Annotated in this window: 9 protein-coding genes and 2 pseudogenes; 5 read left to right on the top strand and 6 right to left on the bottom strand. The window is 65.3% G+C overall.

Going from position 1 to position 14,480, the window contains the following annotated elements:
- Positions 1–1,103: IS256 family transposase (locus JM664_RS05910; protein WP_406675771.1), on the top strand; the 1,103-nt coding region annotated here is incomplete at its 5' end.
- A gap of 328 nt (positions 1,104–1,431) precedes the next feature.
- On the opposite strand, the gene JM664_RS05905 is transcribed toward JM664_RS05910, so the two are convergent.
- Genes JM664_RS05905 through JM664_RS05895 form a run of 3 tightly spaced genes read right to left on the bottom strand, consistent with a single transcriptional unit; the run spans position 1,432 to position 4,239 of the window.
- Positions 1,432–2,184 (bottom strand): glycosyltransferase family 2 protein, encoded by a 753-nt coding sequence (locus JM664_RS05905; RefSeq protein WP_227418998.1) that lies wholly within the window; start codon positions 2,182–2,184, stop codon positions 1,432–1,434.
- A gap of 13 nt (positions 2,185–2,197) precedes the next feature.
- Positions 2,198–3,268, bottom strand: a complete 1,071-nt coding sequence (locus tag JM664_RS05900; protein ID WP_227418997.1) for an acyltransferase family protein — start codon at positions 3,266–3,268, stop codon at positions 2,198–2,200.
- Positions 3,268–4,239 (bottom strand): UDP-glucuronic acid decarboxylase family protein, encoded by a 972-nt coding sequence (locus JM664_RS05895; protein WP_227418996.1) that lies wholly within the window; start codon positions 4,237–4,239, stop codon positions 3,268–3,270. Before JM664_RS05895 ends, JM664_RS05900 begins: the two co-directional genes overlap by 1 nt.
- Before the next feature lie 376 nt (positions 4,240–4,615).
- Between JM664_RS05895 and JM664_RS05890 the strand changes: the two genes are divergently transcribed.
- Positions 4,616–8,608, top strand: coding sequence for a hypothetical protein (locus JM664_RS05890; protein WP_227418995.1), 3,993 nt, complete (start codon positions 4,616–4,618; stop codon positions 8,606–8,608).
- A gap of 106 nt (positions 8,609–8,714) precedes the next feature.
- On the opposite strand, the pseudogene JM664_RS18980 reads toward JM664_RS05890, so the two are convergent.
- Positions 8,715–8,900, bottom strand: a pseudogene (locus tag JM664_RS18980) (integrase core domain-containing protein); the annotation flags it as partial.
- A 506-nt stretch (positions 8,901–9,406) separates the two neighbouring features.
- A complete protein-coding gene (locus JM664_RS05880; RefSeq protein ID WP_227418994.1) occupies positions 9,407–10,150 on the bottom strand; it encodes a metallophosphoesterase in 744 nt (247 codons plus the stop codon).
- 240 nt (positions 10,151–10,390) lie between these two features.
- Here JM664_RS05880 and gmd point away from each other — a divergent pair, with 240 nt between their 5' ends.
- The 3 genes and pseudogenes from gmd to JM664_RS18975 all read left to right on the top strand — a co-directional run.
- Positions 10,391–11,506, top strand: coding sequence for a GDP-mannose 4,6-dehydratase (gene gmd, locus JM664_RS05875; protein ID WP_227418993.1), 1,116 nt, complete (start codon positions 10,391–10,393; stop codon positions 11,504–11,506).
- Between the two features lie 182 nt (positions 11,507–11,688).
- Positions 11,689–12,675: a GDP-L-fucose synthase gene (fcl, locus tag JM664_RS05870; RefSeq protein WP_319637516.1), complete on the top strand. Its 987-nt coding sequence runs from the start codon at positions 11,689–11,691 to the stop codon at positions 12,673–12,675.
- A gap of 7 nt (positions 12,676–12,682) precedes the next feature.
- A pseudogene (locus JM664_RS18975) lies at positions 12,683–13,030 on the top strand (VanZ family protein); the annotation flags it as partial.
- A 30-nt stretch (positions 13,031–13,060) separates the two neighbouring features.
- Here the strand turns inward: JM664_RS18975 and JM664_RS05860 are convergent.
- A complete protein-coding gene (locus tag JM664_RS05860) occupies positions 13,061–14,443 on the bottom strand; it encodes an O-antigen ligase family protein (protein ID WP_227418992.1) in 1,383 nt (460 codons plus the stop codon).
- Positions 14,444–14,480 lie beyond the last annotated feature (37 nt).

The following is a 14,480-nucleotide window of genomic DNA, read 5'->3' as shown; positions in this document are numbered from 1 at the left end:
ATGAGCACGTGCTCAGGCATATGCCTAAGCCTCCATGGCTATGCCTGGGGGTCCGGTCGAAACGGGGGCCAGTTCAATATCGTGATCGAGACTGGGACACCCGCGCCGGGACCGTGGAACTGCGCATCCCGAAGCTGAGGAAGGGCAGCTACTTCCCCGGCTTCCTCGAGCCGCGCCGGATGGCGGAGAAGGCTCTGACCGCGGTGATTCAGGAGGCCTACGTGCAGGGCATCTCCACGCGATCGGTGGACGACCTGGTGAAGGCGATGGGAATGTCCGGCATCTCGAAGAGCCAGGTCAGTCGCCTGTGCGAGGAGATCGACGGCAAGGTGAAGGCGTTCCTCGAGCGCCCGATCGAGGGCGATTGGCCATACCTCTGGATCGACGCGACGTATCTCACGGTGCGGCGAGGTGGGCGGATCGTCTCGGTCGCCGTCATCATCGCCGTCGGCGTGAACACCGATGACCGGCGGGAAGTCCTCGGCCTCAAGGTCGGCACCTCCGAAGCCGAGCCGATCTGGACCGAGTTCCTGCGCAGGCTGACCCGGCGCGGGCTGCGCGGCGTGAAGCTGGTGATCTCCGACGCGCACGAAGGCATCAAGGCGGCGGTCAGCAAGGTCCTGAGCGCGACCTGGCAACGCTGCCGCGTGCATTTTCAAAGGAATGTTCTCGCCCATGCCGGCAAGAGTGGACGGCGGGTGGTCTCGGCCTTCATCGCCACCGCCTTCGCCCAGGACACCGCCGAGGCGGCCAGCACCCAGTGGCGCGCCGTCGCCGACCAGATCAGGCCGAAGGTGCCGAAGCTCGCCACGATCATGGACGAAGCCGAGCACGACGTCCCCGCCTACATGTCGTTCCCGAAGGAGCACCGGACCCAGTTGCACTCAACGAACCTGATCGAGCGCCTGAACGGCGAGATCAAGCGCCGCACCGACGTCGTCGGCATCTTCCCCAACGACGACGCCATCGTGCGGCTGGTCGGCGCGCTGCTGCTCGAGTGCAATGACGAGTGGGCCGTCCAGCGAGCCAGATATATGAAGCTGGAAACCATGGCACCGATGAAGGATGATCTCATCATCAGCTTGCCGACCATGACTGGCTGATCAGGCAGGCCCGCACCGAGCAACACGGTGACGATCAGCGCCAGCTACACCACTCCTCGGGACAGCATCCAGGGGCGGCCGGATGATCTGCCCTCAGTGAACTTCGATCGCTTCATCGTCCGGTCCTCTCGTTCGGCCGGACTCTAACCTCAGATGGAGGAAAAAACGGGGGTCACAGCACAGCCGGTGGCGAACCAGCGCTTTTGCCCGCCCCGACGAAGCGAAGCGGAGTTGTGAAAGCGAGAAATATCGTCGAATCCCGGGCGCCGCGGCGCCCGCCCATGCTTCCTTCGTACCTACGGTCCCTAGCCAGGGGCCGAATAAAAAATCAGCGAAACTGGCGGAGCTTGCTGACGTTCTTGACCGCGAGGGCGCCGAGGCCGCCGATCCGGTGGCGGCGCAGGGCGCGGTAATCCTCGCGGCTCTTCAGCCAGATCTGGCCCAGCGAGCGGTTCGAGGCGCCGCCGACCCGCATCTTCACCAGCACCTCGGGGACGTAGACGGCGCGGAACCCCGGCCGCGAGAACCAGCGCAGGATGCCGTCATAGTCCCCGGCGATACGGTAGGTGGTGTCGTAGAGGCCGTGCGCTTCGAACACCCGGCGGCGCAGGAACAGCGTCGGGTGCGGCGGCATCCAGCCGCGCGCCAGGGCGCGGGGCGTGAAGGGGCCGGCCCGCCAGCGGCGGACGATCCGCGCGGTATCACCGGCCGTCACGTAGTCGAGGTCGCCGTAGACCGCATCGACCTCCGGGTCGGCGAAGGCGGCGGCGACCCGGCGCAGGACGCGCGGGTCCGCGAAGAGATCGTCGGAATGCAGCAGCCCCACCACCTCGCCGGTGCTGCGCGCGATGCCGCGGTTGATGGCGTCGTAGATGCCCGCATCCCGCTCGCTGACGAGCGCAACGCGTGGATGCCGCCCCGCCTCCGCATGCGCCCTGACGATCTCCAGCGTGCCGTCGGTCGAGCCCCCGTCCTGCACGACGTGCTCGACGTCGGGGTGGTCCTGCAACGCCACGCTCTCGAGTGCCCCCGCGACGGTGCCCGACCGGTCGAGCACGGCAGTGACGACGGAGATCAGCACTGATTGAAGCGCATCAGTCCCCTCTCAGCCCTAACCGGCTTCGAGTTGATGCTATCCCAGAGATGGCCGCTCGTTTCATCGCGCCTGGCGCGGCCCGACGGGATAGGAGGATTGCCCACCGCTCGAACAGCCACCAGAATGCAATCGCAGCCAAGAGTGAGACTGTGAGGCCCGCAAACGACAGAAAGAACATCGCCGTTGCGGTATCTGGAATGTACCTCCCAAACAAATTCACCACGCGTCCTCCGATAGGTAGGTGGACGAGATACAATGAGTAGGAACAGGTTCCGAGCCACAGAAGCGGCTGCCAAGCCGCATGGGTCAAAGCCCAGTCCCGTGTAGCCAGGATGACGAGCGCAACACCCACGCCGACGCCAGCGTGAAGACCGTAACCTCGCAGGTACATGACGAACGCGCACCCCGCGAAAGCAAGACAGGTGAGAAGAAACCGTTCTTCCATCGCAATGCGCCGGAAGACAGCAATTCCCACCACGAAGAGAAGCGCTAACGGCGGTATCCAACCAATCCAAACCGTCGAAAGCAGGAAGCCTACAGCGCTCGCCCAAAGGTCGAAGCGTCGGTAGCCGAATACCCAGAACACCAAACCGACGACGATGTAGAAGACGAACTCGTAGGCCAACGTCCAGTATACCGGTTGCAGCCAGTCCCACGGTGTCAAGGGCGTTGCGTAGGCGATATGGGAGAGCACTTGAGGAACGGTCCAGCTTGGCGGTTCACCGGCAAATCCGGGAGCTCGGGAAGACAGTTCCCATAAAGCGATCACCAGGAGCACGCTGATCAGGTACGGCGGTTCAAGGCGGATGAGACGGCGGGCCATGTAGACCGGAAAGTCTCGTATTGAGAAGGACGGAAATCCTGCTCGGATGGATAGCGGGATGACTACGCCTGAGATGACGAAAAAAGCTTCGACTCCCAACCATCCGTATCTTCCGCTGTCGCGTACCCAGTTACCCTCGTACCCGTTTGTAAGATGAAACCAGGTCACAGAGAGAGCTGCCAGCCCTCGCAGAACCTCGATCGAAGGAATGCGGGTGTGTGCTCTACCGGCCCCGGCCGCAGCCATCACGCCACCTCGAGCTCGGGCAGGAGGTCGCGGAAATAGGTGATGGTGCGGGCGAGGCCCTCCTCGAGCGGCACCTGGGGTTCCCAGCCGAGCTTGGCCTTGGCCTGCCCGATGTCGGGGCGGCGCTGCTTGGGGTCGTCCTGCGGCAGCTCGCCGAAGACCAGCTCCGAGCGGGAGCCGGTCTGCGCGATCACCTGCTCGGCCAGCTCGCGGATGGTGAACTCGCCGGGGTTGCCGAGGTTCACCGGACCGGTGACGTTGTCATCGCTCTCCATCAGCCGGATGAAGCCCTCCACCAGGTCGTCGACGTAGCAGAAGGAGCGCGTCTGCCGGCCCTCGCCATAGATGGTGATCGGCGCGCCGCGGAGCGCCTGGACGACGAAGTTCGACACGACGCGGCCGTCGGCATGGTGCATGCGCGGCCCGTAGGTGTTGAAGATCCGGGCGACCTTGATCTGCAGCCCGTGCTGGCGGTGGTAGTCGAAGAAGAGCGTCTCGGCGCAGCGCTTGCCCTCGTCGTAGCAGGACCGGAGCCCGACCGGGTTGACGTTACCCCAGTAGGTCTCTGGCTGGGGGTGGACGTGGGGGTCGCCATAGACCTCGCTGGTCGAGGCCTGGAACACCTTGCAGCGCAGGCGCTTGGCGAGGCCCAGCATGTTGATGGCACCATGCACCGAGGTCTTCGTCGTCTGCACCGGGTCGTGCTGGTAGTGGATCGGCGAGGCGGGGCAGGCGAGGTTGTAGATCTCGTCAACCTCCACGTAGAGCGGGAAGGTGACGTCGTGGCGCAGGAACTCGAAGCGCGGGTGATTGTGCAGATGGTCGATGTTGCGTTTCGTGCCGGTGAACAGATTGTCGGCGCAGAGCACCTCGTGCCCCTGCTCGAGGAGCCGGTCGATGAGGTGGGAGCCGAGGAAGCCGGCGCCGCCGGTCACCAGGATGCGCTTGCGGCTGTCGTAAAGGCGGGTCATCGGATGAAAAACTCCTTGAACTGAAAATACGTCCCGGCCCGTCCGCAAAGACCCCACGCGGCGTCGCGCTGTCAACGGCCTGCGACGTTCCAGACCGCCAAGCGGAGGGCTTGTGCGTCCTCTGTCCGGTGGGCGCGCTTAAGCCGGTGCTGTTGCATATTCTGCGCCGGATAGAGCGGCGCGGTTAGCTAACGTGAAGACATCACTGAGAAGTTCATCCGGACTTCAAGCGGGTCCACGGAAGAGCCGGTGCGGGCACCCCGGGAGGCCTGCAGGGGCACCGTGCCTGCCTCGACCACTCCGCTCCCGCTGTCGACAGCGGCCAACAAATCGCTCACGCTGCAGCCCACGTTCCTCATCAAGCCACGGACCTGGAATGGGAAGCAGCCGCAATCGCTATCTGCCGAACCGAAGGGACGTTTTGATGTCAGGAATTTCCAGCGGGATAACGATCTCGTTCACCATCCGCATTTCCGGTGCGGCTGAACTGGAAGACATCACGGTCGATCCGGGAGACATAATCGTCGAGCCGGGCGAAAAGAATGCCCTCTTCGCCAACATCGTCACCGACTACGGCGCTGTAGGCGACGGCATAACGAACAACGCGACCGCCTTCAAGAACTTCCAGACCTGGGCTCAGGCCCAGACCCTGCCGATCACGCTGACCGTTCCCGAGGGCGCCTACGTCCAGGGCACGAACTGGATGCAGGGCATCGACAACCTAACGGTCATCGGTCCCGCCACCTTTGCCGACAACCGCCGGGTGGGCGGCGGTGGGCAGCAGCAAACCGCGCAGAAATCGCTAAGACTTGAGGCGGTATCGGAAGGCGATACCGTCCTGATGGTCAAGAACGTCGACCCGGCGCGGCTTCCCGTTTCCTTGGGCGACCCGACCGGCAACCCCAACCGCGACCTCGCCACGCTCATGGCGCTCGTGAGCGAGGGCGATTGGGTTCTGCTCTCGGCATGGGACACGATGGGCTACGGCTACCCGACGAACCCACAGGTATTCGAGTACGCGCAGGTCGCTTCGGTTGATGCCGGGGCGGGAACCATCACGCTCACGGCGGCCACTAGGAACGCCTACCCGGACACTTATCCGGTCTACTGGAACGGCGCGACGCTTCAGCAGGCGACGAACATCTCGGGCCTGTCGGGCACATTCCAGGCGGGCGAGCTGGTCACGGCATCGGGTGGCGCAACGGGTCTGGAGGTCCATTCTTACCCATCGAACTTCAACGGCGCGACAGATGGTGTCCGCTTCACTCTCGACAGCCTCGTGGGCAAGTCGGTGGCAGCCGGAGAGACCTTGACCGGGCAGACATCCGGGGCCACGGCAACAGTGGTCGCGACCGGTACAGGACTCGGGAACTATCGCAACTTCGAGGCGGATCAGGGCGGACCGGCGACGCTCTACGTTCTCGACCCATCGTGGGACACACAGGTCACGCTCCGCGATCTGACATGGCCGACGCTGGCCTCTGGTCAGGTAGCGATGGCAGGCCGCTCGCTCAAGTTTGAGAACGTTGACTTCACCGGAATGACGGCCACGCCGAACAGCCTCTGGCCCTCGGCTGCCAAGACCCTCACCTTCACCGACTGCGATATGAATGCGCCCGAGCACGACAAGCTCGTGGAGACGCTGACGATCCGGCGCGGCTCTGCCACCACCCACATCGTCCAGTCCGCCGGCATCGACCGCATGGTGATCGAGGATCACACCTGTAACAACATCAATGGAACGGTTCGAAATACGGAGATCAGGAATACGACGGTTTCCGGCACGGTCAAGATCAGTCCTGCCGCCTACGGACGCAGCGACAGCGTGGTGATCGAGAACAGCTCGGCGGCCACGCTGACCTGGAACAGCCGCGCCGTTCTGCTGGCTGACGTGACCTTCGATGCGGGTGTGTTCTCCAAGAGCGACGCCGGGTTTGAAGGCGTCGCCGTATTCGGTCGCGAGTGGGCGGTTCCCGGTACGCGGATCGCCCTCTCCAACAGCAGCGGTCAGGTGCTCGACATTGCGACCATCATGGCGTTTTCCGAATTGGGCGGCACGGCCTCCGTCACAACCGATCTAGCCGAACTGCCTGCGGGCGCTGATCGCATCTATCCCCACCCATGCTGGGACGTGACTGCCTCGGGCAACACGGGCGCTCTGGCCGTGCTCAACGGATCCACCAATCAGCCGCTTTTCAGCCACGCGAAACTCACAGGAACCGAGAGTATGACACTTTGGGGCCAACTTGCCGAGCTACGGGTCAACGTCACGGAGACCTACAAGGGCGATCTGACGATCACCGGCCCAGCGCGTACCGGGACATGGACGGCGAAGATCGACCTGAGCAAGGCTGGCGAGCGGATCATCACCGGAGCAGGCGTGACCGGAGCTCAAGTGGGCGATATGCTGCCGGATGCTGGCTGGTTCCAAGGCGCATTCACTGTGCTCGCCAGCGGCGGTACCTTCACTATCGATGCGACCACGGATCAGACGGCATCGCCGCCAGTTGAGGAAGAACCCGCCGTGACATCGCAAACCATCGGCTACTACCCGATGGACGAAGCGACTGGCGACTTCCAGAACGCGGTTTATCCTTCCACGTATCTTAAGCGGAATGACCCGGACGTGACGCAAGTTATTGAGGCCAATGGCCTCGTGCTCGCCCGAACGCAGGACAAAGCAGGCGGCGACGCGATCATCGGTAGTTCGGCGGATGGCATCATGCTTGCTGGCGAACGGCCTTGGTGCGTGCATGGCTTCTTCCGCTGGCGAAACAGTTTCACCACAAACAACACGCTGCTTTCTGCCGGAGCCCCTAGCGCGTGGAGCGGTGGTCCTCTTTTCAAATGGAATAGTCATGTCGGCGTTCTCCGTTTGAGCCTACTCAACGGCAGTGGCTCTAGCGTTAATCTGGACATGAACGGAGTGCCGACCAACAACAGTCTGTTGTATGTCGCGTATGGCTGGGACGGGAAGAATGCCTTCATCAAGCGGTCTTCGGATGGCGCGACTTGGGTAACGCAATCGGTTGCCATGCCCGAAAACCAGATGGAGATCGCCCCTTACCTCAGTAAAATCAGTTCGGGAGGAGCAGCGGTCGATCTTGGAAAATTGTGTATCACACGCGACATCCCGTCTGAGGCGGACCTAACATGGTTCGCAAACGGAATGGCTGGACGCGCGACCTCAGAAGTCACGGATCGCCTAGGCTCATGGCCCGAACTGCAAGAGCTTCCGGCCACAGTGCAGACCGGGGGCGGCACGACCTGGGACGGCACGACGCTCCTGACGCATACCGGCTGGCTCAAAAACACGGCGTCGGTTGCCGACGATCTCTACTGGTGCAAGCCGTACCACCTGCGAGGCATGAACAGCGCGCTGGCAGACAGCCATGGCGACTACGTGTGGTTCATGTCGTCCGACCATTCGGGCGGCGGTATAGTGGTTGGGTTCAGCGAAGACCCTTCGGTCCCGCCTGCTTCGTGGGAGCGTATCTGGGCGGCAGGCGCCTCGGGTGAGCCAGGTGCGAAGAATGCTGACATCTCCGGCTATCACGTTTCATCCGAGACACCGTGCCTAGTCTACAATCCAGACGACGTGAATGGCCGTCCGTTCTGGCTCTATTATCACGATATGGGCCGCTCCGTCGCAGAAAACGATGGCAGCACCGGCTACAACTCACCGCAGGAGACGCGCCTCATCACGAGCAACTCGCTCCTGCGTGGGAGCTGGGTCTATGAAAAGACCGTGCTTCCCGTTCGCAACTACCATCCGAACCAAGTTTTCAACCATCGCGGCTATGCCGTCGTCGTCCGAAACGGACCCGACGATTGGGAGGCATGGCACCTTGGAGCAGACCGGTCAGACCATACATATGCCCGTTCCACCTCAACGGACGGCCGAAACTGGAACATGGACTGGTTTATCGCCCCACCCGACCCAAAGCCGTACTACCGGCGATGGAACCAGCAACAATTCTGCCCGCCAGGTTTGCGATTGGAGGCACCGCTAGACATCTTCACCTTCCGTGGTCAGCGCTATGTGCTTTCGCACATGAATAGAGCCAACAGTGCCCGTTGGTCCAGCTTTCGCGACCCGAACAAGCGGTATGTCTGCATTGCGCCGCTCGGTTCTGACGGTTTTATCTCAGGCCCGCCGATCATTCTCTACGAGGCGACCGGACAGTACTACGACGCGGCGGATGGCAGTTACAACAGCGCAGAGCGAGCCGCAGATCACGACGGCTACATCCAGTCCACCAAGTGCCATCTCGACGGCTCCACGCTGCACCTCTACATCAAGCACCGCTACAAGGCGCCGTCGTTTATCGTTTACGCGACAGTAGATCTTTCACCTTTGGCTGGATGAGGAGCGATCATGGGCGTGCTGCGCGAGCAGGCGGTCGGCGCGACGACGGCGGAGGTATGCCGGCGGCACGGGATCGGCAGTGGTCTGCTCCCCTCCGGTCCCTCGATCATTCTGAGAGTCCTTGGGTTGCATAGCCTGTTCGTTGCGTTTTCGGTAGCGGCCGATCGGCGGAGACTGCCGGCGATCGGAGCCGGTCGGCCGCGGCGCGATTGCGCGCCGCGGCCGGGGTCAGTCCGTCATGGGCGGAGTGCGGCCTGATGGTGTTGAAGTCGCGCCGCCATGCTGTGATGGTGTGGACGGCCTCGCCACCTGATCACCTTGCTGGGTAGCGTGGTCGTCCTTTAGGGCGTCATGTGTGGACGGCCTCTCGGGCGCAGGGGCTTCAACGTGCGGCGCTCGGTCGAGTGCAGTCATGTGTTCGGCCTTTCGTCGCGGCATTGCCGCTGGCCTTGATGAAGTCCGCGGATCGGCTCCCTGATCACAGCAACGGGCTCGAGGCCCTTTGACCCCCCTGGGTTTTGCCAATCCCCGGCTGCGGCCGGATCGTCATCACGTCTCACCACTCTCGCGTCCTCGGCGTCACCCCGTGGTGGAGGCTTAGCCGGTCTCTCAGACGGCGCGCGGCGCGTACCTGCCGTCTGCGTAGACACCGTGAACCTGGAACACGTTCTTCGCCAGATCGAGCCCTACGACTGCGACGTCCTTCATCTCTCGCTCCTACTGTGACGCCCTAAAGGACGACCACGCTACCCAGCAAGGTGATCAGGTGGCGAGGCCGTCCACACCATCACAGCAGCCTTAGAGCAAATCACGCAGTTCCAGCGGGTCCACCGCAATGAGCGCCGTGCCGGCGTCGAGGCGGGCGGCGGTGAGGCGGCCGGTGTAGTAGGCGCCGGTGTCGAGGCAGAGCCGGGCAGGGGTGACGACTGGCTCGGGGTCGTCCCAGTGGCCGTGAACTACGCGCAGGCCGGAAGGGGGGCCGCTCTCCAGGAAGGGGGAGCGGCCCCAGAGCGTTGCCTTCTCGGGTTGGGCGTCGAGCGGCAGGCCCGGGTCGATGCCGGCATGGGCGCAGATGACGTCGCCGGAGCGCCAGAGGGACACCGTCCGTTCGAGGAACGCCACATGCGCTCCCATCGCCGCGGAGAGAGCGGCCGAGGCGGCGCGGAGTTCGTTTGCCTCGGGTTGGCTGGCAGGCACCGGCACACCATAGCTTGCGAGGGTCTGACGGCCGCCGAAGCCGAGCCAGGCGGCGCCGTCTCCGGGGCGCTCCAGGAAGTCCAGGAGCGCTGCCTCGTGATTGCCGCGCAGGACGACCATGCGGGGCCACTCCGCCTGCGCTGCCATGGCGATCTCCAGCGTCTCGCGCGTGTGGTCGCCTCGGTCGACAAGATCACCCAGAAGCACCAGCCAGGGCTCGCGACCGTCGCTCTGCCTCGAGGCATCGTCTGCCAGGCGCGGCAGCAACGCGCCGAGCAGGTCGTGGCGTCCATGCACGTCGCCCACGACGTAGAGGCGATGGCCGGGATCGGGCGTCGGGGTCACGGACCTGGAGGACCGCCCCGCAGCAAAGAGTTTGCGCAGCCAGGAGAACATCGGGCCCTTCTCGCATGACTGTCCGGGTCTGATCTAGGCGCGGCAACCGTCCGACGAATTCGGCCTAAGGTGGCCGCTGTACCATGTTAACCGAGGGCGCGGCGATCATCTCCGGATGGCTTGACCTGCGAGGGATTCCTGTGCGTAAGCCTGAGCTGTTGGTGGAATATTCTCAGGTTAGCGATTTTCATGAAACGCGCGTTGATCACCGGAGTGACGGGGCAGGACGGCTCCTACCTTGCCGAGCTGCTGCTGGAGAAGGGATATGAGGTGCACGGGCTGAAGCGCCGAGCCTCGCTGTTCAACACCCAGAGGATCGACCACATCTACGAGGACCCGCACGACGACCCGCGGCTGATCCTCCATTACGGCGATCTGACCGACACCTCGAACCTGACGCGGATCCTGGCCGAGGTGCGCCCCGACGAGGTCTACAATCTCGGGGCGCAGAGCCACGTCGCCGTCAGCTTCGAGGCGCCGGAATACACCGCCGACGTCGACGGGATCGGCACGCTGCGACTGCTGGAGGCGATCCGGTTCCTCGGCCTCGAGAAGAAAACGCGGTTCTACCAGGCCTCGACGTCCGAGCTCTACGGCCTCGTGCAGGAGGTGCCGCAGCGGGAGACGACGCCGTTCCACCCGCGCAGCCCCTACGCGGTCGCCAAGCTCTACGCCTACTGGATCACGGTGAACTACCGCGAGGCCTACGGGCTCTATGCCTGCAACGGCATCCTCTTCAACCACGAGAGCCCGCGCCGGGGCGAGACGTTCGTGACGCGCAAGATCACCCGCGGCATGGCCAACATCGCGCAGGGCCTCGAGGATTGCCTCTACATGGGCAACATCGACGCGCTGCGCGACTGGGGGCACGCAAAGGACTACGTGCGCATGCAGTGGATGATGCTGCAGCAGGACGCGGCGGAGGACTTCGTCATCGCCACGGGGCACCAGCATTCGGTGCGCGACTTCATCCGCTGGACGGCGGAGGAGCTGGGGATCGAGCTGGAGTTCGAGGGCGAGGCGGCGGCGGAGACGGCGCGCGTGACGCGGGTGACGTCCGACCGGGCGCCGGCGGTGCGCGAGGGGCAGGTCGTGATGCGGATCGACCCGCGCTATTTCCGCCCCGCAGAGGTCGAGACGCTTCTCGGCGACCCGACGCGCGCCCGCGAGCGCCTCGGCTGGGAGCCCGAGATCGGGGTTCGTGAGATGTGTGCCGAGATGGTCACCGAAGATCTGCGCGTGGCACAGCGCCACGCCTTCCTGAAGTCGCACGGCCACGCCGTGCCGATCAGCTTCGAGATCTGAGGTAGCGAAGGGCGCTGCCCGTTCGCTTTCGCGAGCCTGCCATGAGCGACGCCACCCCCGACCTCGGCTTCGGAAGGCGGTGACGAAGGCCGGAAATTGCGCATGATGGGGCGCAGATTTTTCAGGGCGCTGCGCGGCCGAGCGTCAGGCCATGTCCGCGCGATGTTTTCAGGGAGATACTGATGACCGACCGCATCTTCGTCGCCGGGCACCGGGGCTTGGTGGGTAGCGCCATCCTACGGCGGCTGCAGGCGCGGCGCGGGGCCGGCGCCGATCTCGAGACGATCACCCGCGCTCGGGCAGAGCTTGACCTGACCGACCAGCGGGCCGTGGCGGCCTTCATGGAGGCGGAGCGGCCCGACGCGGTGATCCTCGCCGCCGCCAAGGTTGGCGGCATCCACGCCAACAACACCTATCCGGCCGAGTTTCTCTACGAGAACCTGATGATCGAGGCCAACGTCATCCATCAGGCCCACGCGGCGGGGGTGCGGCGGCTGCTGTTCCTGGGCTCGTCCTGCATCTATCCGCGCGCCGTGCCCCAGCCGATGGCCGAGGTCGCGCTGCTGACCGGTCCGCTGGAGCCCACCAACGAGCCCTACGCGATCGCCAAGATCGCCGGCATCAAGCTCTGCGAGAGCTACAACCGCCAGTACGGCGCGTCCCATGGCACCGACTACCGCTCGGTGATGCCCACGAACCTCTACGGGCCGAGGGACAACTTCCACCCCGAGAACAGCCACGTCCTGCCGGCGCTGATCCGGCGCTTCCACGAGGCCGCCGAGGCCGGCGCGGCGCGGGTGACGATCTGGGGCACCGGCACGCCGCGGCGCGAGTTCCTGCATGTCGACGACATGGCCGAGGCCGCGCTCTTCGTGATGGATTTGCCGCAGGCCGCTTACAGGGCGAAGACGGAGCCGATGCTGAGCCACATCAATGTCGGGACGGGCGAGGACGTGTCGATCCTGGAACTGGCGCGGATGGTCGCCGAGGTGACGGGCTTCCGGGGCGAGATCGCGACCGACCCCTCGCGGCCCGACGGCACGCCGCGCAAGCTGATGGACGTCTCGCGTCTGGACCGGCTCGGCTGGCGCGCGAAGATCAACCTGCGCGAGGGGCTTGAGGAGACCTACCGCTGGTACCTCGAGAACGCTGCTGCGGTGCGGGCCTGAGGCCAGGGTGGCGCGGCCGCGCAGGCCGGTGATCCGTACGCTCCTGGGACTCGCCGCGATCGCGGGCGTGGGGCTTCTGACGCTGCACCCCGACGTCAGCCAGTGGCGCGAACCCTTGGGCGTGGTCGACCTGCATGTCGCCCTGGGGCTGGGGCCAGGCGGGCGGCCGGTGGTGGCTCATGTGATCGTCTTCGCGGCCCTGACGGCGGGGCTGGTCGCGCTCTGGGGGTGGCGGGCGTCGGTCGCGACCGCGATGCTCGCGGTGGGGACGGAGCTGGGGCAGGTGGCGGTTCCTGGACGCTCGGCGAGCTGGCAGGATCTGGCGGCCAACGGCGCGGGCGTGGCGGCGGGGCTGGCGATCGCCCTGGCGGCGTCGAGGCTCGGCTCAGCCCTCCGGCACCTGGGCCGCGCGCCCGGCCCGGGGAAAGGCCTGCGCCCAACCGATGCCGAGGATCGCGGCGAAGAGCGCCGCGGAGGCGGGCATCTGCAGCGAAAAGTCGAACACGGCATGGACGCCCCCCGTCACCAGGACCGCGAGCGCCAGCGCCGGTAGCGCCCGGTCCGACCCGCGGACCCGGAGTCCGACCAGCAGCCGCGCGGCGATCCAGACGAACACGAGGTAGAAGACCGCGCCGGCGGGAATGCCGAGCTCGAAGAGGTTCTCCAGATAGCTGTTGTGGGCCATGTCCCACTCGAACCTCGCGGCGGCCTCCGGCAGGTGCGGGCGGAAGGCATCCTGGAAGGCGCCGATCCCCTGTCCCAGCCATGGCCGCTGGAGGATCTGCTCCACGATCGCGGGATAGACGACAAAGCGCAGCTGCTCCCCGCCCGGCGCGATCAGCCGGTCGAGGAGGTCGGAGCCGAGCACGAAGACGACGAACCCGCCGATCGCCGCCAGCACCAGCCAGAGCGTCAGGTTGCCGGCCCGCCGGCCGCCGCCGAGGACGGCGAGCAGCGCGATGAGGCCGAGGACGGCCGAGACGCCCCCCGCCCGCGAGGCGCTGAGCACGACGGCCGCTGCGCAGAGGAGCGTGCCGAGGACATGGATCCAGGCGCCGTCGAAGAAGCTCTCCAGAAAGTCGCGCAGCGCCATCCGCCCGCCACGGCTCCGGCTCCATCCGGCCAAGTGGATATAGGCGGCAAGGTTCGCCAGCATCCCGAAGGCGGCGTAGGTCGCGTAGGAGTTGCGGTTGACGAAGGTGGCGCTGACCGCCGTCCGGCCGCCGTCGAGACCGAGGATCGGGTTCTGTCCCGTCAGTCCCGCCCAGAGGCCGTAGACGGCGAGAGCCGAGGAGAAGATCGCGACGGCGCGCACATAAGCCCAGGCGCGGCTGCTCTCCAGCGCGCTCGCCACCAGGATCCAGGCGATCATGGCGTAGCTCGCCAGGCGCATCAGGATGTGACGGCCGCTGTCGGGATCGGCGCCGATCCGCGGCGTCGCGCCTTCGGGCGCCGCCGCCCAGGCCGGGTGGGCGAGGGCCTGCGGCACCGGCAGCTCCACCTGCACCCAGCCCCAGGCCAGCACCCCCAACCACAGGAGCCCGGGCAGCACCGCCCGGTTCAGCGCGACCGCCGAGGGCCGCAGGACGTGCAGCACCAGCTGCAGCATGAAGAGGCCCGTGGCCGCCGTCGCCAGTGCTGTCCAGACGATGGCGAGATTTGCGCCATACGGAATGACCGAGACCAGGACGAGAGCCAACGTCATCCATCCGAGGATCGCCTGCGCACGCGCATAGGGCCCATCGAAGCGCGCTCCGGTCTCAGCCATGGCCCGTTTTCCCTAAAGTTGTTTTTCTCAATACGCT

It is taken from the genome of Roseitranquillus sediminis, from assembly GCF_016918935.1.
In the GTDB taxonomy this organism is placed as follows: domain Bacteria; phylum Pseudomonadota; class Alphaproteobacteria; order Rhodobacterales; family Rhodobacteraceae; genus Roseitranquillus; species Roseitranquillus sediminis.
This window is presented reverse-complemented; position numbering and strand designations above follow the sequence as displayed.

What these genes read in the sequence shown, in the direction of transcription:
- fcl (WP_319637516.1), top strand. Translation starts at nt 11,689, where the DNA reads ATGACCGACCGCATCTTCGTCGCCGGGCACCGGGGCTTGGTGGGTAGC.
- JM664_RS05860 (WP_227418992.1), bottom strand. Translation starts at nt 14,443, where the DNA reads ATGGCTGAGACCGGAGCGCGCTTCGATGGGCCCTATGCGCGTGCGCAG.
- JM664_RS05890 (WP_227418995.1), top strand. Translation starts at nt 4,616, where the DNA reads ATGGGAAGCAGCCGCAATCGCTATCTGCCGAACCGAAGGGACGTTTTG.
- gmd (WP_227418993.1), top strand. Translation starts at nt 10,391, where the DNA reads ATGAAACGCGCGTTGATCACCGGAGTGACGGGGCAGGACGGCTCCTAC.
- JM664_RS05895 (WP_227418996.1), bottom strand. Translation starts at nt 4,239, where the DNA reads ATGACCCGCCTTTACGACAGCCGCAAGCGCATCCTGGTGACCGGCGGC.
- JM664_RS05900 (WP_227418997.1), bottom strand. Translation starts at nt 3,268, where the DNA reads ATGGCTGCGGCCGGGGCCGGTAGAGCACACACCCGCATTCCTTCGATC.